General features: G+C 70.1%; 22 protein-coding genes. 13 read left to right on the top strand and 9 right to left on the bottom strand.

What is annotated here, in order from left to right; genetic code table 11:
* Window positions 1–15 precede the first annotated feature (15 nt).
* Window positions 16–765 (top strand): SGNH/GDSL hydrolase family protein, encoded by a 750-nt coding sequence (locus tag F8O03_RS07170; RefSeq protein ID WP_151423272.1) that lies wholly within the window; start codon window positions 16–18, stop codon window positions 763–765.
* A 77-nt stretch (window positions 766–842) separates the two neighbouring features.
* On the opposite strand, the gene F8O03_RS07165 is transcribed toward F8O03_RS07170, so the two are convergent.
* Complete coding sequence (locus F8O03_RS07165) at window positions 843–1,361, bottom strand: SRPBCC domain-containing protein (RefSeq protein WP_151423271.1); 519 nt, start codon at window positions 1,359–1,361, stop codon at window positions 843–845.
* Between the two features lie 352 nt (window positions 1,362–1,713).
* Between F8O03_RS07165 and F8O03_RS07160 the strand changes: the two genes are divergently transcribed.
* Window positions 1,714–1,959: a hypothetical protein gene (locus F8O03_RS07160; RefSeq protein WP_151423270.1), complete on the top strand. Its 246-nt coding sequence runs from the start codon at window positions 1,714–1,716 to the stop codon at window positions 1,957–1,959.
* A 69-nt stretch (window positions 1,960–2,028) separates the two neighbouring features.
* Here F8O03_RS07160 and F8O03_RS18045 read toward each other — a convergent pair whose 3' ends face one another.
* Together F8O03_RS18045 and F8O03_RS07155 are read right to left on the bottom strand one after the other, a co-directional pair.
* Complete coding sequence (locus F8O03_RS18045; RefSeq protein WP_167516514.1) at window positions 2,029–2,193, bottom strand: hypothetical protein; 165 nt, start codon at window positions 2,191–2,193, stop codon at window positions 2,029–2,031.
* Window positions 2,194–2,424: 231 nt separating this feature from the next.
* Window positions 2,425–3,639, bottom strand: a complete 1,215-nt coding sequence (locus F8O03_RS07155; protein WP_151423269.1) for an MFS transporter — start codon at window positions 3,637–3,639, stop codon at window positions 2,425–2,427.
* Between the two features lie 121 nt (window positions 3,640–3,760).
* On the opposite strand from F8O03_RS07155, the gene F8O03_RS07150 reads away from it, so the two are divergent.
* The 8 genes from F8O03_RS07150 to F8O03_RS07115 all read left to right on the top strand — a co-directional run bounded on the left by F8O03_RS07150 (window position 3,761) and on the right by F8O03_RS07115 (window position 9,888).
* A complete protein-coding gene (locus F8O03_RS07150; RefSeq protein WP_104252684.1) occupies window positions 3,761–4,207 on the top strand; it encodes a MarR family winged helix-turn-helix transcriptional regulator in 447 nt (148 codons plus the stop codon).
* Between the two features lie 134 nt (window positions 4,208–4,341).
* A complete protein-coding gene (locus tag F8O03_RS07145) occupies window positions 4,342–5,991 on the top strand; it encodes an ABC-F family ATP-binding cassette domain-containing protein (RefSeq protein ID WP_151423268.1) in 1,650 nt (549 codons plus the stop codon).
* Window positions 5,992–6,036: 45 nt separating this feature from the next.
* The gene (locus tag F8O03_RS07140) at window positions 6,037–6,774 is read left to right on the top strand and encodes an MSMEG_4193 family putative phosphomutase (protein WP_151423267.1); all 738 of its coding nucleotides are present in this window, start codon (window positions 6,037–6,039) and stop codon (window positions 6,772–6,774) included.
* 16 nt (window positions 6,775–6,790) lie between these two features.
* Window positions 6,791–7,399 (top strand): DUF3090 domain-containing protein, encoded by a 609-nt coding sequence (locus F8O03_RS07135; protein ID WP_151423266.1) that lies wholly within the window; start codon window positions 6,791–6,793, stop codon window positions 7,397–7,399.
* Entirely contained in the window at window positions 7,396–8,313 is a 918-nt protein-coding gene (locus F8O03_RS07130; RefSeq protein WP_280115568.1) for an SCO1664 family protein, read from the top strand. The genes F8O03_RS07135 and F8O03_RS07130 overlap by 4 nt, the downstream gene beginning before the upstream one ends.
* Before the next feature lie 265 nt (window positions 8,314–8,578).
* Complete coding sequence (locus F8O03_RS07125) at window positions 8,579–9,043, top strand: SRPBCC family protein (RefSeq protein WP_151423265.1); 465 nt, start codon at window positions 8,579–8,581, stop codon at window positions 9,041–9,043.
* A 144-nt stretch (window positions 9,044–9,187) separates the two neighbouring features.
* Window positions 9,188–9,673 carry a DUF2975 domain-containing protein gene (locus tag F8O03_RS07120; protein WP_151423264.1) on the top strand — a complete coding sequence of 162 codons (486 nt, stop codon included), beginning with the start codon at window positions 9,188–9,190 and terminating at the stop codon, window positions 9,671–9,673.
* On the top strand, window positions 9,673–9,888 hold the full coding sequence (locus tag F8O03_RS07115) for a helix-turn-helix domain-containing protein (RefSeq protein ID WP_104311697.1): 216 nt from the start codon (window positions 9,673–9,675) through the stop codon (window positions 9,886–9,888). The genes F8O03_RS07120 and F8O03_RS07115 overlap by 1 nt, the downstream gene beginning before the upstream one ends.
* Before the next feature lie 16 nt (window positions 9,889–9,904).
* Here the strand turns inward: F8O03_RS07115 and F8O03_RS07110 are convergent, their stop codons facing one another.
* Window positions 9,905–11,098 (bottom strand): zinc-dependent alcohol dehydrogenase, encoded by a 1,194-nt coding sequence (locus tag F8O03_RS07110; protein WP_151423263.1) that lies wholly within the window; start codon window positions 11,096–11,098, stop codon window positions 9,905–9,907.
* A 161-nt stretch (window positions 11,099–11,259) separates the two neighbouring features.
* Here F8O03_RS07110 and F8O03_RS07105 point away from each other — a divergent pair, with 161 nt between their 5' ends.
* The 3 genes from F8O03_RS07105 (at window position 11,260) to F8O03_RS07095 (ending at window position 13,809) form a co-directional block, all read left to right on the top strand.
* Window positions 11,260–11,877 (top strand): maleylpyruvate isomerase family mycothiol-dependent enzyme, encoded by a 618-nt coding sequence (locus tag F8O03_RS07105; protein WP_341872789.1) that lies wholly within the window; start codon window positions 11,260–11,262, stop codon window positions 11,875–11,877.
* Window positions 11,874–12,959 carry a carbohydrate kinase family protein gene (locus F8O03_RS07100; protein ID WP_208851817.1) on the top strand — a complete coding sequence of 362 codons (1,086 nt, stop codon included), beginning with the start codon at window positions 11,874–11,876 and terminating at the stop codon, window positions 12,957–12,959. The genes F8O03_RS07105 and F8O03_RS07100 overlap by 4 nt, the downstream gene beginning before the upstream one ends.
* Window positions 12,960–13,056: 97 nt before the next feature.
* Complete coding sequence (locus tag F8O03_RS07095; RefSeq protein ID WP_151423262.1) at window positions 13,057–13,809, top strand: sulfite exporter TauE/SafE family protein; 753 nt, start codon at window positions 13,057–13,059, stop codon at window positions 13,807–13,809.
* 67 nt (window positions 13,810–13,876) lie between these two features.
* Here F8O03_RS07095 and F8O03_RS07090 read toward each other — a convergent pair whose 3' ends face one another.
* From F8O03_RS07090 to F8O03_RS07070, 5 genes are read right to left on the bottom strand one after another with little or no spacing between them, the layout of a single operon-like run.
* Window positions 13,877–14,170, bottom strand: a complete 294-nt coding sequence (locus F8O03_RS07090; RefSeq protein WP_151423261.1) for a hypothetical protein — start codon at window positions 14,168–14,170, stop codon at window positions 13,877–13,879.
* Window positions 14,171–14,226: 56 nt separating this feature from the next.
* Window positions 14,227–15,258, bottom strand: a complete 1,032-nt coding sequence (locus F8O03_RS07085) for a heme-dependent oxidative N-demethylase family protein (RefSeq protein ID WP_208851816.1) — start codon at window positions 15,256–15,258, stop codon at window positions 14,227–14,229.
* On the bottom strand, window positions 15,255–16,295 hold the full coding sequence (locus F8O03_RS07080; RefSeq protein ID WP_244296010.1) for a PDR/VanB family oxidoreductase: 1,041 nt from the start codon (window positions 16,293–16,295) through the stop codon (window positions 15,255–15,257). The genes F8O03_RS07085 and F8O03_RS07080 overlap by 4 nt, the downstream gene beginning before the upstream one ends.
* A complete protein-coding gene (locus F8O03_RS07075; RefSeq protein WP_151423259.1) occupies window positions 16,292–16,987 on the bottom strand; it encodes a dimethylamine monooxygenase subunit DmmA family protein in 696 nt (231 codons plus the stop codon). The genes F8O03_RS07080 and F8O03_RS07075 overlap by 4 nt, the downstream gene beginning before the upstream one ends.
* A 47-nt stretch (window positions 16,988–17,034) precedes the next feature.
* A complete protein-coding gene (locus F8O03_RS07070) occupies window positions 17,035–17,436 on the bottom strand; it encodes a cupin domain-containing protein (protein ID WP_244296008.1) in 402 nt (133 codons plus the stop codon).
* Between the last annotated feature and the right edge of the window lie 6 nt (window positions 17,437–17,442).

Genomic DNA, 17,442 nt, shown 5'->3' with positions numbered 1-17,442 from the left:
GATGGACTCTCCCGCATGGGATTCACGAGTTTCGCGGCCGTCGGAGACAGCTTCACCGAGGGTGTCGGCGACGAGCTCCCGGATGGACGCGTCCGTGGGTGGGCCGACCTGGTCGCGCAGGGGCTCGCATTCTCGTCTGCGGAACCGGTCAGCTACGCCAACCTCGCGATCCGCGGTCGCCTGCTCGACGCGATCCTCGAGGAGCAGCTTCCCGCCGCCATCGCACTCAAGCCACAGCTCCTGAGCCTCAACGGCGGCGGCAACGACATCCTGCGCCCGCGCGTCTCCATCGACGCCGTCGCCCAGCGCCTCGTCGACGGCGCCAAGCAGGCCCTCGACGCGGGCATCCACGTGATCCTTCTCTCGGGCGCCAACCCCTCCGACCACCTGCCGATGGGCAAGCGCATCAGCGCCCGCGGCGACGCCCTCGCGGCCGCCGTCCACGCGAAGATCCCCGCCCAGCCGGGCCTCACCTTCGTCGACAACTGGGCCGACCCCGAGCTCAGGCACCTCGACTACTGGTCGCGCGACCGGCTCCACATGGGCGTCAGCGGGCATCAACGAGTGGCGGCCAACGTGCTCGCCGCCCTCGACGTTCCCGCCCCGGACTTCGGCCCCCGCGCCCCGAGCATCCAGCGCCCCCGCAACTCCGCGTACTGGCGCGAATACGTCCTCCCCTGGATCGGCCGGCGCCTCACCGGGAAATCGTCGGGCGACACCCGCACGGCCAAGTACTCGACCCTCGAACGCGTCGTCACGGAGTAGCGAGACGCTGCGAGGGAGAGCGCAGGGCGCAGCACGCAGGTTGAGAGCGCCGTCCCACAGCTCGCGGGTCTCGCCGGCTACTTGTAGAACCCTTCGCGGAGACGGATACCGTGCTCGAGCCACACCTTCATGGCCGCGAGCATGCCCGTCCACCCCATCGAGTTGCCGAAGGCAGCCTTCGCACCGGCATCGCTCAGGCGCCAGGCCGACTCGCTGATGCGCACCCTCGTGCGGGAGCCGTCGTCCACAGGATCGAACTCGAACGTCGTCGTCGTGTACCCCTGCCCCGCGCTGTCCTCCTCGGCCTCCCACCGGACGACGATGCGGCTCGGTGCAACCGCCTCGATGACGTCGACGGGGAACGCCCCGGGGAAGTCCGCGAAGTCCCACTGCACCTCCGCTCCGGCCTCGAGCCGCCCCTTCGCGCCTCCCGTCGTGAAGTACTCGGAGAGGACGGCGGGGTCGGCGACCGCCTCGTAGACCTCGCGCACCGGCTTCGAGATGAAGCCCGAAACCGTGAAACCAAGCTCCGTCACCTCACCGCTCTCGCTCGCGCCGCCATCCTCGCCGACGCCGCTGTTCGTGTCATCGCTCATAAGAAAACTCTCTCACTCAGGCTTTGTGCCGTATAGTCGTGGAGTCGACGCATGATCACCCCGCTTCTCGCGGACATTCCAGATCTTGCCAGTCGCCATCCGCGCCACCGGATCCGTGGCCACCAGGACCCAAGTCCGAGACGCCCAATCTGCCCGAGAGCACGAATCCACTGCTCGAAAGCACGAATCGGCTGACCAGCACGCGCCCCACTCCGGCGCTCACATGCTTGAAATACCGCGCCCTGCCAACGCAGGCGGGCTGCGCCGCAACGAAACGAAGAATCGCATCACACTCGCAATACCATTCACCCTGCCCACACCCCGAGTCTCTTGGCGACAAGCCGACGACGACGTGTACGCGGCGACCATCAGCGACGAGTTCGCTGGCTTCATCACGATCGCAGACACCGGTCTGCACACGCTCCAGGGCCCCCAGGGGCAGAGCATCGGAGACTACGGAACGCTCGACGAAGCCCAGGAGGCACTCGCCGAAGCCCTGTTCCCCGTCGAGCACGACCAGTCCGACGTGGCAGCGGCACGACCACGTCGCCGTCGCACCGGACGGCGGGGCGTCGTCAGCGCCCTCGCCGCCGGATAACCCTCACTCCGCCGAGGTTCCGTTCCGGAGCCCCGGCGGGGCCGCAGCCTGCGGCCAGCACCACGAGACTCAGTCGCCGTTGGCATCCGCGTCGTCCTCCGGCCCCGCTACGGCCGCTGCCGGGTCGGGCTGCCAGCCGTGTGGATGAAAGTGCGTGCTCTCGCCGGAGCCGCCCTCATCCCTCCAGCGTTCCTCGCCCTCCGGAACTCCCTCATCGAAGTTGACTTCACCCATGATCGTCGCCGCCTCACTGCGCTCGGATCGATGCGGGCAGCTGACTGCCGCCCTCCTGCCTCTCACGTAAGCACTGAAGTCTTCGAGCAGGGTGCACGCCAGGCGAGTGGTCGCTCCGCATCCGCTCCATTTCGCACACTCGCACCGCGGGTCCTCCTGCGCCCCGAAGCGCTCTGCCCCCTCCCTGGTCGTCGCCCACCACGGGCACTGCACCTCCGCCCAGGCATGCGGTCAAGCAGCAGGCGTTGACGCGAGTTCCGGCCGCTTCTTCAGCGCCTCGCCTCCCCGCGAGGCACGCCGGAGCTCACCGCCGGGCATGACGCCGGCGATCACCAGCGCGGCGAGCCCGGCAAGCGTCACCGCGGCTCCGGCCCAGAGCGGCGAAGCGTAGCCGAGCCCGGCAGCGATGGTCATCCCTCCGATCCAGGCGCCGAAGGCGTTGCCGACGTTGAAGGCGGCGATGTTCGCGCCGGAGGCGAGCATCGGGGCGTCGCCAGCGAAGTTCATGATGCGCATCTGCAGTCCGGGGACCGTCGCGAACCCGAAGCCGCCCATGAGGACAAGCAGCACCAGCGTCGCGACCTGGCTCGACGCGAGCAGCGCAAACGCGACGAGGATCACGATGAGCCCGACCAGCAGAACCAGCAGGGTGCGCCCGAGGTTCCGGTCGGCGGCCCTCCCGCCGACGATGTTGCCGACGAAGAGGCCGACGCCGAAGAGCACCAGGAGCCAGGGCACGGTGGACGCGGCGAACCCGGACACCCCGGTCAGCGTGAAGGCGATGTAGCTGAACGCCCCGAACATGCCACCGTAGCCGAGCACTGTGATGGCCATCGAGGCCCAGACCTGCCCGGAGCGGAAGATGCGGAACTCGGCGAGGACGCTGCCGCCGCCGCGCCCGGCGGACGCGGGGATCAGCACCGCCATGCCGACGAGAGCGACGACGCCGATCGACGCGATCACCCAGAACGTCGAACGCCACCCCGTGGCTTGTCCGATGAACGTCCCGATCGGCACGCCGAGCACGTTAGCGACCGTGAGACCCGCGAACATCAGCGAGATTGCCGCGGCCTTCCTGTTCGCGGGAACAAGGTTCGCGGCGACGACCGCGCCGATCCCGAAGAAGGCGCCGTGGCTGAGGGCCGCGACGATGCGTCCGAGCATCATCACCTCGTAGCTGGGCGCCAGCGCCGAGAGCACGTTGCCCGCGATGAAGATGACCATGAGCCCCACCAGCGCCTTCTTGCGGTCCAAGCGGGTGAGAGCGACCGTGAGTCCGATCGCGCCGACCGCCACCGCCAAGGCGTAGCCGGAGATCAGGTAGCCGGCGACAGACTCCGAGACGGCGAAGTCGGCCGCGACCTCGGGGAGCAACCCCATGATGACGAACTCGGTCAGACCGATCCCGAACCCGCCGAGTGCGAGCGCGAAGAGCGCGATTGGCATGTTTCCTCCAGCGATATACGGCGCGTGCAGTAGTTGCACACGCAACGAAGAAGATCGTTGCACACGCGCTATATGCGCGCAAGTGGAGTAGCATTGGCAGTCACGCACCTGAGGAGGGCACATGGGAATCGCCGACGACGCCGTGGAGATCCGCGCCAGAGGCTGGCGCACGCTCGCCGCTCTCCACGGACTCATCGAGATGGAGCTCGAGCGCTCCCTGCAACGCGAGCACAAGCTCTCGGTCGTCGAGTTCACCGTCCTCGACGCCCTGAGCCGCCAGGACGGATGGCACATGCGGATGCGCCAGCTCGCCCGCGCCGCCGCACTCTCGAGCAGCGCGACCACTCGCCTCGTGACCCGCTTGGAGGACCGAAAGCTGCTGACGCGCATCCTGTGCGACGACGACCGACGCGGCATCTACACCGAGCTGACGCCGCTCGGCCGCGACCTCCTCGAGCGTGCACGCCCCACCCACGATTCAGTGCTCGAGCAGTCCTTGTCCGAGGCAGCGGATGTGCCTGAGCTCGCACCACTCGTCGGAGCCCTCCACGCCGACACCCTCGTGTAGCCACTCCCGCCGCAAGGACCAACGGCGGGGGCTCGATACCGAGCCTCGGACCACTGGCCCGGAACCGAGGCCGCGACCGGGCGTTGCCGGGGACGCCGTCACCGCGCAGGGCCGGAGTGAGCGACCATAGAGCAATGACCGCAACCCTCGTCGCCAAGGACCTCGCCGGTGGCCACGACCATCGAACGCTCTTCTCCGCCCTCGACCTCGTCGTCGCCCCGGGTGACGTCGTCGGCGTCGTGGGCGCGAACGGCGCCGGCAAGTCGACGCTCCTGCGCCTCCTCGCCGGCATCGACGAGCCTCAGGAGGGCAGCGTCTCGCTCGCGCCCGCCGACGCCTTCATCGGCTGGCTGCCCCAGGAGCACGAGCGTGTCGCGGGCGAGACCGTCGCGCAGTACGTGGGCCGCCGAACCGGAGCCACCGCGGCGACCAGGGACATGGATGCGGCCGCCGAAGCCCTTGCCGAAGAGGCGAAGCCCGGCGCCCCCGACCCCGGCGAGACATACGCCGTCGCCCTCGAGCGCTGGCTCGCGAGCGGGGCCGCCGACCTCGAGGAGCGGATCCCCGCAGTGCTCGCCGAGCTCGGGCTCGAACTGAGCGCCGACGCCCTCATGACCTCCCTCTCCGGCGGACAGGCTGCTCGAGTCGGCCTGGCGGCGCTGCTCCTCTCACGCTTCGACATCGTGCTCCTCGACGAGCCGACCAACGACCTCGACCTCGACGGCCTCGATCGCCTCGAGGCGTTCATCCAGGGACTTCGCGGCGGAGTGGTCCTCGTCAGCCACGACCGCGAGTTCCTGGCCCGCAGCGTCACGCGTGTGCTCGAGCTCGACCTCGCCCAGCACAGCAACCGCGTCTACGGGGGCGGCTACGAAGCATTCCTCGAGGAGCGCGCCACCGCGAAGCGGCACGCTCGCGAAGAGTACGAGGAATTCGCGGAGAAGAAGGCAGACCTCGTGGGTCGCGCGCGCACGCAGCGCGAGTGGTCGAGCCAGGGCGTGCGCAACGCCATGCGCAAGGCACCGGACAACGACAAGATCCGCCGCAAGGCATCCACCGAGTCCAGCGAGAAGCAGGCGCAGAAGGTGCGTCAGATGGAGAGCCGCATCGCCCGCCTCGACGAGGTCGAGGAGCCACGCAAGGAATGGCAGCTGCAGTTCACGATCGGCTCGGCTCCGCGGTCGAGCACCGTCGTCTCCACCCTGTCGCGCGCGGAACTCCACCTGGGCGAGTTCACGTTCGGCCCCGTGTCCGTGCAGGTCGACGCGGGTGACCGCATCGGCATCACCGGCCCGAACGGGGCAGGCAAGTCGACCCTCCTGCGACTCCTCCTCGGCCACATCGAGCCGGACTCAGGAACCTCGAGTCTGGGCTCGAGCGTCGCCATCGGCGAGATCGACCAGGCGAGGGCCGCCCTCGCGGGGCCCTCACCGCTCGCCGAGCAGTTCGAAGCGCAGGTGCCCGACTGGCCGACCGCAGAGGTGCGCACCCTCCTCGCCAAGTTCGGGCTGAAAGCCGACCATGTCGGACGCAGCGCCGACGAGCTCTCGCCCGGCGAGCGAACCCGGGCGGGCCTCGCCCTCCTCCAGGCCCGCGGCGTGAACCTGCTGGTGCTCGACGAGCCGACGAACCACCTGGACCTCGTCGCCATCGAGCAGCTCGAACAGGCGCTCGAATCCTACGACGGCACCCTCCTGCTCGTCACCCACGACCGGCGGATGCTCGAGACGGTGCGGCTGAACCGGGCCTGGCACGTCGAAGGCGGGCAGCTCACCGAGCGCTGACGCCGCGCAGGGACTTCCCGTGGCGCACCGATTAGGGTGACTCGCATGGCCACCGTCATCCTCGTCCGCCACGGACGCACCACGGCGAACGCGAGCGGACTCCTCGCGGGACGCACCCCGGGAGTCCTCCTCGACGAGACCGGGCGGGCGCAAGCCGCCGCGACCGGGGCGAGAATCGCGTCGGTGCCCCTCGCCCGCCTCGTCACGAGCCCACTGGAGCGATGCGTCGAGACCGCGGCCGCGATTCGCGCGCAGCAGCCGACCGCTCCCTTCGACGACCCGCACATCGACCCATCGCTCGACGTCATCGACGAAGACCTCACCGAATGCGGCTACGGCGCCTGGCAGAACCGAAGCCTCGCCGACCTCGCGAAGGAAGACCTCTGGACGACCGTCCAGACGCAGCCGTCCGCCGTCACGTTCCCCGACGGAGAATCGATGGCCGCCATGCAGGCGAGAGCAGTCGCCGCTGTCCGCCGGCACGACGCCGACGTCGAGCGCGAGTTCGGCCAGGGTGCCGTCTGGGTCGCCGTGAGCCACGGCGACATCATCAAGGCCGTCCTCGCCGACGCCCTCGGGATGCACCTCGACCTGTTCCAACGGCTCGCCGTCGGACCCGCGTCGACATCGATCATCAGCTACGGCAAGGCACGCCCGAGCGTCCCCATCATCAACTCCGACGCCGGAGACCTGTCCTGGCTCGCCCCCTCCCGCTCTGCCGCGGCGGGCGGCTCCCAGACCGGAGACGCGACCGTCGGCGGCGGCGCGGGCAGAGCCTCCTGAGCATAGGCTTGAGACCATGACGACCCTCGTGCACGAATTCGACTGGCCGGACCGATTTGTCGTCGGCACGCTCGGCAAGCCCGGCGAGCGAACCTTCTACCTGCAGGCACGCGACGGCTCCCGCGTCGTGAGCGTCATCCTCGAGAAAGAGCAGTCCGCTCTGCTCGCCGAGAAGGTCGACGAGATCCTCGACCAGCTGATGCTCGAAGACGGCAACCGCTACAGCGTGCCCAGCTCGACCCCCATCGAGCTCATCGACGAGGAGCCGCTCGACACCCCGGTCGACGGCCGCTTCAGAGTCGGCACGATCGGCCTCGGCTGGGAGCCGGCGACCGCGCAGGTCGTCCTCGAGGTGATCCCCGTCGTCGAGGTCGAGCTCGAGATCGACGCCGACGTGGACACCGAGGCTCTCGAAGCCGAGCTGGCCCGCATGGCCGGCCTCGACGAGCTCGTCGAAGCCGCCGAACCCGAGGAGCTGCTCCGCGTTCGCATCCCCGTCGGGTCGGCACGCGCCTTCGCGAAGCGCACCCTCGAGATCGTCGGCGCCGGCCGATCGCTGTGCCCCCGCTGCGGCCTCCCGATGGACCCGGAGGGCCACGACTGCCCGGCAGACGACGGCCTGTGACCGAGACCGAGCCGAACGGGGACACCGCGGGGGCGGCTCAAGCGCCCGACTCCGAGGCGTCGACGGCGTCCACCACGAGCGCCTCCGAACCGGGTGACTCCGATCCGGGCGATGCCGCCTCGGGTGACACCGCTGCAAGCGCCCAGACGCTCGAGCTCACCGCCCGGCTCATGAGCGCGTCGAACGCGACCTTCGTCGGCACCTACACGGTCCCAGGTGCCGACCCGGTCGACGTCGTCTACAAGCCGTCCCGCGGCGAGAAGCCGCTGTGGGACTTCCCGAACAACGACCTCGCCAATCGCGAAGTCGCCGCGTACCTCGTCTCGGAATCCCTCGGCTGGAACATCGTGCCGCGAACCTGGCTCGGCGACGGCCAGTTCGGGCCAGGGATGCTCCAGCTGTGGCAGGACATCGACGAAGCTCAAGACCCCGTCGATCTCGTCGAAGCGAGCGAGGTACCGGGAGACGGTTGGCGGACGGTCCTCAGCGGCGAAGACGAGACAGGTCGCGAGGTCGTCCTCGTCCACGAGGACTCCCCCATCATGCGGCGCATGGCGATCTTCGACGCCATCGTCAACAACGCTGATCGCAAGGGCGGCCACGTGCTCGCCATGCCGGACGGGCACCGCTACGGCGTCGACCACGGCCTCTCGTTCCACGTGGAGCCGAAGCTGCGCACCGTCCTGTGGGGGTGGGTCGGCGAGCCGATCAGCGACGACGAGACGACGAGCATCCGGAGGCTCCACGAGGCCCTCGCCGACACGCGTGACGGCGGCCTCGGAGCCAAGCTCGCCGAGCTGCTCTCGGTCGCCGAGCTCGAGCAGCTCGCCGCCCGCACCGAACGCCTCGCGGCCGAACGCGAGTTCCCGGCCCCGGAGGGCGACATGCCCGCGGCGCCCTGGCCGCTCTTCTGAGACGCGGACCCTCGGCCGCGTTCCGGCGCGGCGCGGCGCCCAGTCACCACCGACGACGCAGCAGCCGCTGGCGCTGTCGAGGAGATTCCAACCCTGGGAACCTAGCCTTGCGGCAGCCCGACGAGCTGGCCACGCCGAGGCCAGCCGCGACGAGATCCGCGAAGACGCTGCATCGTGAGCACGTAGCGTCGACGAGGACACTGCGCGGACGAGGACACAGAGCCGACGAGGACACACCGTCGACGAGGACACAGAGGAGCCAGCCATGACCAGCCCGGAGACCGTCGCACAGCCGGAGTTCAGCCTGAGCCGCACCGTCGCCGCACCTCGCGAGCGCGTCTGGCGCGCGTGGACGGATGCCGACGAGCTGAGCCACTGGCATCATCCCGTGAAGGTCTCGACGCCTCGGGAGACGATCGACCTCGATGTCCGAGAAGGCGGCACCTACGCCTACACGATGGTCAACGACGAGACGGGTGACGAGTATCCGACGGCGGGCATTTACCTGCTGGTGGCCGAACCGGGACGCCTCGTCTTCACGTGGGGCTCGCCCGACGACGATCCAGCGGCGTCCCCCGTCGTCAGCGTCGACCTCACGACGGGCTCCCGAGAGACCGGGACCCACGTCGCCCTGCACGTGCGGGGAATCCCCGGCGAGCCCGGTGACGACAACGTCTACGACGGCTGGATGCAGGCGCTCGACAACCTCGCCGCCCACCTCGCCCGATAACCACATCAGGGTCCTCACCACACCAGGGTCGATCGAGGCGCCGAGGTGAGCATGGACAGGTGAACGTGTCGCGTTTTCGCGTCCTCCTGCTGTAATCTATCGAAAGTCGATAGAAAAGCATCGCTAGTCAGCAGGAGGTCACCCATGGGCACCGTCACCATCTTCGTACTCAAGGCCGTCATCGCGGTCTCGCTCCTCGGGTCGCTCGCCGTCCAGATCCTGCTCCTGCCGCTCGCCTGGGCGGACCTCGCGGGCGTTCCGACACCGGCCCGGGTCGCTCTCGTCGCGCTCGCCGCGATCTTCGTGCTCACCCTGCAGGTCAGCGCTATCAGCATCTGGCGTCTTCTGACGATGGTCCGCCGAGGCTCCGTCTTCTCCGCAGGGGCCTTCCGCTACGTCGACACGATCATCGGCGCGATCGCCGTCGCCTCACTGACCATCCTCACGCTGGCCATCCTGCTCGCTCCGGGACCCGCGGCGCCCGGCCTGATCGGCCTTCTCTGCGGTGCCGCGCTCGTCACGGCCGGCGGCGCCCTCCTAATGGTGGTGATGCGGATGCTGCTGCGTCTCGCCACGAGGCGTGAGGCCGAGGCCGAAGCCCTCCGCGGCGAGCTCGGCGAGGTCATCTGATGCCGATCGCCATCGATATCGACGTCATGCTCGCGCGGAGGAAGATGTCCGTGGGCGAGCTCGCGGAGCGGGTCGGCATCACCCCGGCCAACCTCGCCGTCTTGAAGAACGGCCGAGCCAAGGCCGTTCGCTTCACGACGCTCGAGGCGCTCTGCGTCGCCCTCGAGTGTCAGCCGGGCGAGCTCCTCCGCTGGGAGCCCGCCGCGGCCGAGTGACTCCTCTGGACGAGGGTCAGCCGCGCGGCTTCAGCACGACCTTGATGCAGCCTTCGGCCTTCTTCTGGAACACCTCGTACATCCGGGGCGCGTCCTCGAGCGGCATGCGGTGCGTCACGAGATCCTCCGTGCCGAGCGGGTCGCTGCGGTCTTCGACGAGCGGCAGCAGCTCCGGGATCCAGCGCTGCACATTGCACTGGCCCATGCGCAGGGTCAGCTGCTTGTCGAACATGGTCATCATCGGCATCGGGTCGGCCGTGCCCGCGTACACACCGCTCAGCGACACCGTGCCGCCGCGGCGGACCGCGTCGACGGCGAGCATGATCGCCGACAGCCGGTCGACACCGGCGGTCTTGATGACCTTCTTCGCGACGGCGTCCGGGAGCAGGCCGGCACCCTTCTGCGCGAGCTCCGCGAAGCCGGAGCCGTCTCCGGAACCGTGCGCCTCCAGGCCGACCGCATCCACGACGGAATCGGGGCCACGCCCGTCAGTGGCGGCGCGAAGCGCGTCCGCGGTCTCGTCGTCGTAGTCGAAGACCTCGACCCCGTAGCGCTCCGCGAGCGCCCGACGCTCGGGCACCGGGTCGACGCCGAGCACCCGGTAGCCCAGGTGCTTTCCGATGCGGGCCGCGAACTGGCCGACCGGTCCGAGGCCGACGACGGCGAGCGTCCCGCCCTCTGGCACAGCGGCGTACTTCACGCCCTGCCAAGCTGTCGGAAGGATGTCGCTGAGGAAGAGGTACCGTTCGTCGGACAGCTCGTGCCCGACCTTGATGGCGTTGTTGTCGGCGAGGCGCACCCGCAGGTACTCGGCTTGCCCGCCGGGCACCGAGCCGTAGAGCTCCGTGTACCCGTAGAGGTCGGCACCGGTGCCCTGCTCGGTGTTCTGCGTCACCTCGCACTGCGTGGACAGCCCGGAATGGCAGGCCACGCAATCGCCGCAGGCGATCACGAAGGGCACGACGACTCGGTCGCCCACACTCAGCTTCGTCACGCCGGACCCGACTTCCTCGACGATGCCCATCGTCTCGTGGCCGAGGATGTCGCCCTTCTCGAGGAACGGCCCGAACACGCTGTACAGGTGGAGGTCGGAGCCGCAGATGGCCGCGGACGTCACGCGGATGACGGCGTCACCCGCCTCTTCGATCGTCGGCTTGGGGACCGTCTCGACGGACACTTCGCCGGTCGACTGCCAGGTGAGCGCGCGCATGGGGATTCCTCTCGTCGGGGTGGCGCCATCTTCGAGCGGGCACCAGACATTCGGGGGTACGCCTCGAGGCTACGAAGGAAGGCGGCCCGGATGCGCGGGGTTGACTTCACAGCCGCGCCCGCGGCTCGCCGACGGGGCGTCGACGCGGTAGCGTCGGCACTGTGAGTCGACTGGGAGCGCACTGGAGCATCGTGCACGCAGAACGCGCGGCGCTGATCGCCGACCTCCGGAACCTCGACGACACCGACTGGGCCACCTCGTCGCTCTGCACGGGGTGGACGGTGCACGACGTCCTCGCGCACCTCGTCAACGATGCGACGACGACGCGACTCGGCTTCGTCGCGCAGCTCGTGGCCGCGCGCTTCGACTTCGACGCCCTCAACCAGCGAGGCGTCGAGGCAGAGCGTCGAGCGCACCCGCGCGACACACTCGCCCGGTTCCGTGAAGTCGCCGACCGCACCTCGAGCGCCCCGACGCCGGCCGCGACGCGCTACGTCGAAGCGTTCGTGCACGGCGAGGACATTCGCCGCCCCCTTGGGATCGCCCACGACTATCCGCAGGGCGCTGTGCTCGCCGCGATCGCCCATCAGCGGAAGACCCCCGTCTCGATGGGTGGCGGTCGCGAGCTCGCCGCCGGCCGCACCCTCATCGCGACGGACGCGGGCGACACCGCCGGAGAGTCCCTCTCCCTCGGCGAAGGCCCGCCCGTCCGAGGAACCGCCATCGACCTGCTCCTCTGGCTGAGCGGTCGCGACATCGCACCGGAGGCGATCTCATGAACGAACGTGCAGCACCCACCGAGGACACGCAGAACGATGCGAAGCACGACCCGATCAGTGCAGACCCGGACCACGCCCGCGCGGGGACGGCAGACGCGAGGATGAACGACGCTGCTGACGGGAAGCTGGCGAGCGTGCTCGTGATCGGCGAGGCGCTTGTCGACCTGCTGCCCGGTGACGCGCATGCACCGGAGGGGCGGGCCCTCCCCGGAGGCTCCCCCATGAACGTCGCCGTCGGCCTGGCCCGGCTCGGCCACCGCTCTCAGCTCGCCGCACGGCTCGCCGACGACGAGCTCGGCGGGCTCGTGATCGCCCACCTTGCGGAGTCCGGCGTCGAACTGGTCGACGGCGCACTCGACGGTCAGCGCACCTCGACCGCGAGAGCGACCCTCGACGAGAACAGCAGCGCGAGCTACGAGTTCGATCTCGACTTCTCGCTGCCCACGCCAGACCTCACGGGCATCGACGTGCTGCACACGGGGTCCATCGGCGCGGTCGTCGACCCCGGAGGCGCGGTCGTCCGAGCCGTGTTCGCGGAAGCGAGGAACCGCGGCGGCATCCTCACGAGCTACGACCCCAACGTTCGCGCCGCCATCATGGGCGAGCGCGAGGCGGTCGTCGGACGCGTCGAGGCCCTGGTCGCCCTCAGCCACGTCGTGAAGCTCAGCGACGAGGACGCCGCCTGGCTGTACCCGCAGCTCAGCCCCTCCGAGGTGCTCCTTCGCTTCACCGAGCTCGGCGCCCGCCTCGCCCTCATGACGCGCGGCCGCGACGGCGCCCTCGCACGCACCGCTGAGCGAGCGTTCGCCGTGCCAGCCCCGTCGGTCCGAGTCGTCGACACCGTCGGCGCGGGCGACGCCTTCATGTCGGGCCTCCTGCACGCCGTCTCCGCACCGAGCATCCGGCGAGCACTCCTCGGCGGCGATGCCGGCAGCACCGCTGACGGCAGCACCCTCGACGGCAGTGCCTTCGACGACTCGTGGGTGGATGCTGCCCTCGCGACAGCCGCACGGAGCGCAGCCATCACGGTGGCCCGCGCCGGCGCGAACCCGCCGTGGCCGGAAGAGCTCGCCACGGCGTGACGCCGAGCCGAGGCGTGACGGGGCCGAATCCACCTCCGCCACGACGGCGATTGTCGTCACGACAGGACAAGGACAGCCCCGGCCCTAGACTCGACAGGTGCTCGACCTGATCCCCCAACTCCCCACCCTCGGATGGGTCCTGCTCGCAGTGGCCGCCTTCGCCGTCGGAATCTCGAAGACGGCGCTGCCCGGCGTCACAACCCTGTCGGTCGCGACCTTCGCGGCCGTGCTCCCGGCCAAGCAGTCGACCGGGGCCCTGCTGGTGCTGCTCATCGTCGGCGACATGTTCGCGCTGTGGACCTACCGGCGGCACGCCGACTGGTCGACGCTCGTCAAGCTCATCCCCGCCGTCGCGGTCGGTCTGCTCGCGGGCGCCGCCTTCCTCGCCTTCGCCGACGACAACTGGGTGCGCCGCGTCATCGGCATCATCCTGCTCATCCTCGTCGCCATCACCGTGTGGCGCCGGTACCGCACCCCGGAGACGCCAAGCGACCGCGCCGCCAAGATCGCACGCGTCGGCTACGGATCGCTCGGCGGGTTCACGACGATGGTCGCCAACGCCGGTGGTCCCGTGATGGCGATGTACTTCCTCGCCGCCAAGTTCCCCGTCAAGGCGTTCCTCGGAACGGCAGCCTGGTTCTTCACGATCGTCAACATCGCCAAGCTGCCGTTCTCGATCGGGCTTGGCCTCATCACGCCGAGCACGCTGGTGCTGGATCTGCTGCTCGTTCCGCTCCTCATCGGCGGCGCATTCCTGGGGCGCTGGCTCGCCCCGCGGCTGAGCCAGCAACTCTTCGACCGGATCGTGCTGGTGCTCACGATCGCCGGCGCCGTCTACCTGCTCGTGTGAGGGCGCGCCGGCGCTGCGCGAGGCACCGAGTGGTGCGTGCGGGCAGCGCCGGGGCTCGAGACGCCGTCTACTTCCCGCGGCGGAAGAACGACTTCAGGCGCGACACGTGCCGGTCGGTGAAGTCGTTCGAGAGCCTCATCGTCTCGGCGGTGAGGTTGCCGCCGGACATGATCGAGCGCAGCGTGGCCTCAGCCCGCTCCTGCTGCGTCAGCTCGAGCGGCCCCGCAGGGGTCGGGGCGGCTGAGTCCACAGCCGAGTCCTCTGGCCTGTACTCGAAATCGCCCTCAGCGTCGTGCCCGGGAGCGCGCTCACGTCCAACCCCCTGCTCCCGCTCGCTCGGGACCTGCGCTGCATCAGCCATGTCGGCCAGGCTACACAGGAACGGAAGCGCCCCGACCCGCGGCGACAGCACCAGCATCACGCCGCCCCTGCAGCGCTCCCCTCGCAGACTCCCCCGTACTCGCGCAACCACCTGATACCCGCCTCGCGGGTGCGCGTCACGCCCTTGTACTCGGCCATGTCGGCTGGCAGCTCCTCGAGCACCTCCGCCGTTCTCGCCGCCCACTCTGGCACGGTCGCCAGGGCCGCGAACGGCAGCAGGTAGCTGCGGATCAGGAACATGATGGCGTTCGACTCGGGGAGGCGGATGAGGTGCTGCACCTCGGTCCGCAGGTGCAGCCTGTCGCCGACCGCGGCGAGCGGGCCGTCCACAAGCGTGGTCCGGTCTGGCCCCCACTCGGGGTACGTCTCCGTCGACGTGTCCAGCTTGCCGTCGACGGTGAGCGTCCAGTTGGTGCGCCGGTAGCTCTGCCCGGGCTCGAGCCGCATGAGGAAGGCCTGCGCCCGCGGGATGACCCCCTCGTCGTGCACCCGCGGCACGGGCCCGTGGATCTCGAGGAACGACATCCCGACGTCGAAGCCGAACGACCAGTCCGCGGCGAACGTCACGAGGCCGGCGTCGGCCCACAGCTCGCCGTCACGCTGCTCGAGCAGCACGATATCCTCCTGCAGCTGCTGGCCGATGAACCCGAGGGGTCCCTCCGGCATCGACGAGGTCTCGCCGACCGCGAAGCACCGGTCGATGCCGAGGAGACCGTTGTGCCAGTGCCAGCCGCCGCCCTCCCTGGTGAGGCTCATGTGCTGCGGGTACGCGTCGGCGAGCTGCTCCATGAGCACGAACATCGCGTCCCACGCGGCCGGCACCATGTGCGGCAGGCACTGCAGTCTCGAGGGGTCGGCGCTCAGGATGCGGGCCCGCTCGGCGAGCTCATCGCGATAGGCGTGGTCGATGTCGACCGGATGCTCGCCCCAGGAACCTGCCGCCGTCGGCCGTGGTACCGAGGCCGGCTCCACGTTGGTGCTGTAGCGGTACGTCTCTTTCGGGAAGGGGAACGGGAAGCCGGCGACGGCGACGGAATGGTCGGCCTTGCCGGTGGCGGGTGCGGTCACAGTTCGAGCTCCAGGGTCTCGCCTCTCGGGCGGGAGACGCACGGCATGAGGCAGTCGCCGCGGTCCTTCTCCTCATCGGTGAGGAAGCTGTCGCGGTGGTCGATCCCCGCGGGGCCGCGCGCGTCTGCACGGCGCGAACCGGACGGTGCTCGGACGGCGACGCGGCATTCGCCGCACACGCCCTGCCGGCAGAGGTTGGGCACCGGCACGTTCTCGGCGAGCAGCGCGTCGAGCAGGGTGACGCCCGAGTCGACTCGGATGGTCCGGCCGAGGCCGAGGAGCCGCGCCTCGAAGGGCTCGCCCGGGTCGAGGGTGGGCGGGGTGAACGCCTCGGCGTGGATGCGCGACTCGGGCCAGCCGGCCGCGCGAGCGGCTGCCTGCACCGCGCCGATCATGGCGACCGGACCGCAGACGTAGAGGTGTGCGCCGAGCGGCTGGTCGAGCAGGGCCGACGCGAGGTGGGCCTGCAGGGCGGCGCGGCTCCCGCAGACAGTCATCCGGCCCCCGCTCAGGCGCTCCAGCTCGTCCCGGTGCGCTCCCCCGCCCTCGCCGTAGGCGTACACGACGTCGAAGGAGCGCCCCCACTCGGCCGCGGCCCTGGCGTGCGAGAGGATCGGGGTGACCCCGATGCCGCCCGCGATCAGCAGATGGTGGCGCGCCGAGAGCACAGGCGGGAACGCGCTGGACGGCGCGCTCACCGCCACCTCGTCGCCGACGCTGAGGCCGTGCATCCACCGCGAGCCGCCTCGGCCTGCGTCGTCGAGGCGCACCGAGATCGAGTAGTGGTCTGGGCGTCGCCCGCTGCCGGTCAGCGAGTACGAGTTGCGGCCGCCGCCGCCGAGCTGCACCGCGATGCTGCTTCCCGGCGCGAACGACGGAAGTGAACGGCCAAGCGGGTCGCGAAGCGTGAAGGAGCGGACGCCCCGGCTGAGCTCCGCGATCTCGGAGACGATGAGGTCGAGCGCCGCGCCGCCCACACGCGCGTCGGCAGCGGGCGGGCGAGTCGTCGCGGCGCTGGCCGCGGGAGCGCCGCTCACGCGAGCACCGGTTCGCTCTGGCGGCGCTCTGCGGCCACGATTCTCGCGCGGATGCCGGCAGCGGAGTCCACGTCGGGCTCGGTCAGCTCGGCGTCAGCGAAGTACCCGAGGTAGGCGCCCTGGCGGCGGGAGAAGTGGGGGTACACGGTGAGGTGCAGACCGCATCCCGAGCACGGCACGCTTCCGCCTGTCGGCGCACTCGTCTTCGCCTGGCAGTGCCCACAGTGCACGGGCACCTCGGCGACGCCTGGCTCCGGGGCCGTGAGCACGAACTGGATCTCCTCATCGAGCACGCCGGCGTCGTGCAGGACCGCCCGAAGCGGGCCGAGCGCGAGCTCGTCGCCGACGACCCGGAACCGCCACCCCGTGCGCGCGACCCGGAGCGCCTCGAGGATCCGGGCTCGCGACGCGGTCGAGGTCGCGTCGTCGAGCGCGACCAGAGCCCCTTCGCCTGGCCCTGGCTGGCCATCGCCGGTGGGCTCCGCGCTTCTGGACACTGCGGCGCCACGCGCGACCCCGCTCGACGCCGTGTCATCGGGCACGCCACCGATGGACGCGGTGGATGCCGCACCGACGAGGAACGTCATGGTGCGCGCGGGCGCGACCGACCCCGACCATGAGTCGGTCGCCGCACGGCCACCCGCTTCGAGCAGCCGCCGCCACCGAGCCGAACTGGTGGCGGTTGCGCTCACGCCCGGTCCAACCCCGGCCGGTTGCATGGAGGACGTCGCCATGGCGGTCAGGGTGCGACGGAGCGGTGGCCGACGTAGAACGCGAGCGCCGCATCCTCGGTGCTGAAGAGGATGCGCGACCCCTTCGGGAAGAAGATGGCATCCATCGGGCCCGCGTACGACACCTGCCCGGTGTCGACGTTCTCGAGGCGGAACGTGCCGGAGATGACGACCTTCATCTCGTCGTAGTCGTAGAAGTAGTCGAGCGGGGCATCCGTGTGCGTCAGGGCGAAGTAGCCGGCCGACATGGCCGATCCGTCCGGGTTCGAGTACACGTCCGCGATGTAGCCCTCGGTGCCCGGATACTGGTCGAGCGGCATCCTCGGCAGCTGCGCCCAGAAGTCGGGGGTCACGCGGAACGGCGGAACGGCGGTGGCCACTGCATCGGTGCTCATGAATTCTGTGCTCATGGACCA

It is taken from the genome of Pseudoclavibacter terrae (genome assembly GCF_008831075.1).
Taxonomy (GTDB): Bacteria; Actinomycetota; Actinomycetes; order Actinomycetales; family Microbacteriaceae; genus Pseudoclavibacter; species Pseudoclavibacter terrae.
The sequence above is the reverse complement of the archived record's forward strand: the minus strand, read 5'-3'. Positions and strand labels throughout refer to the sequence as shown.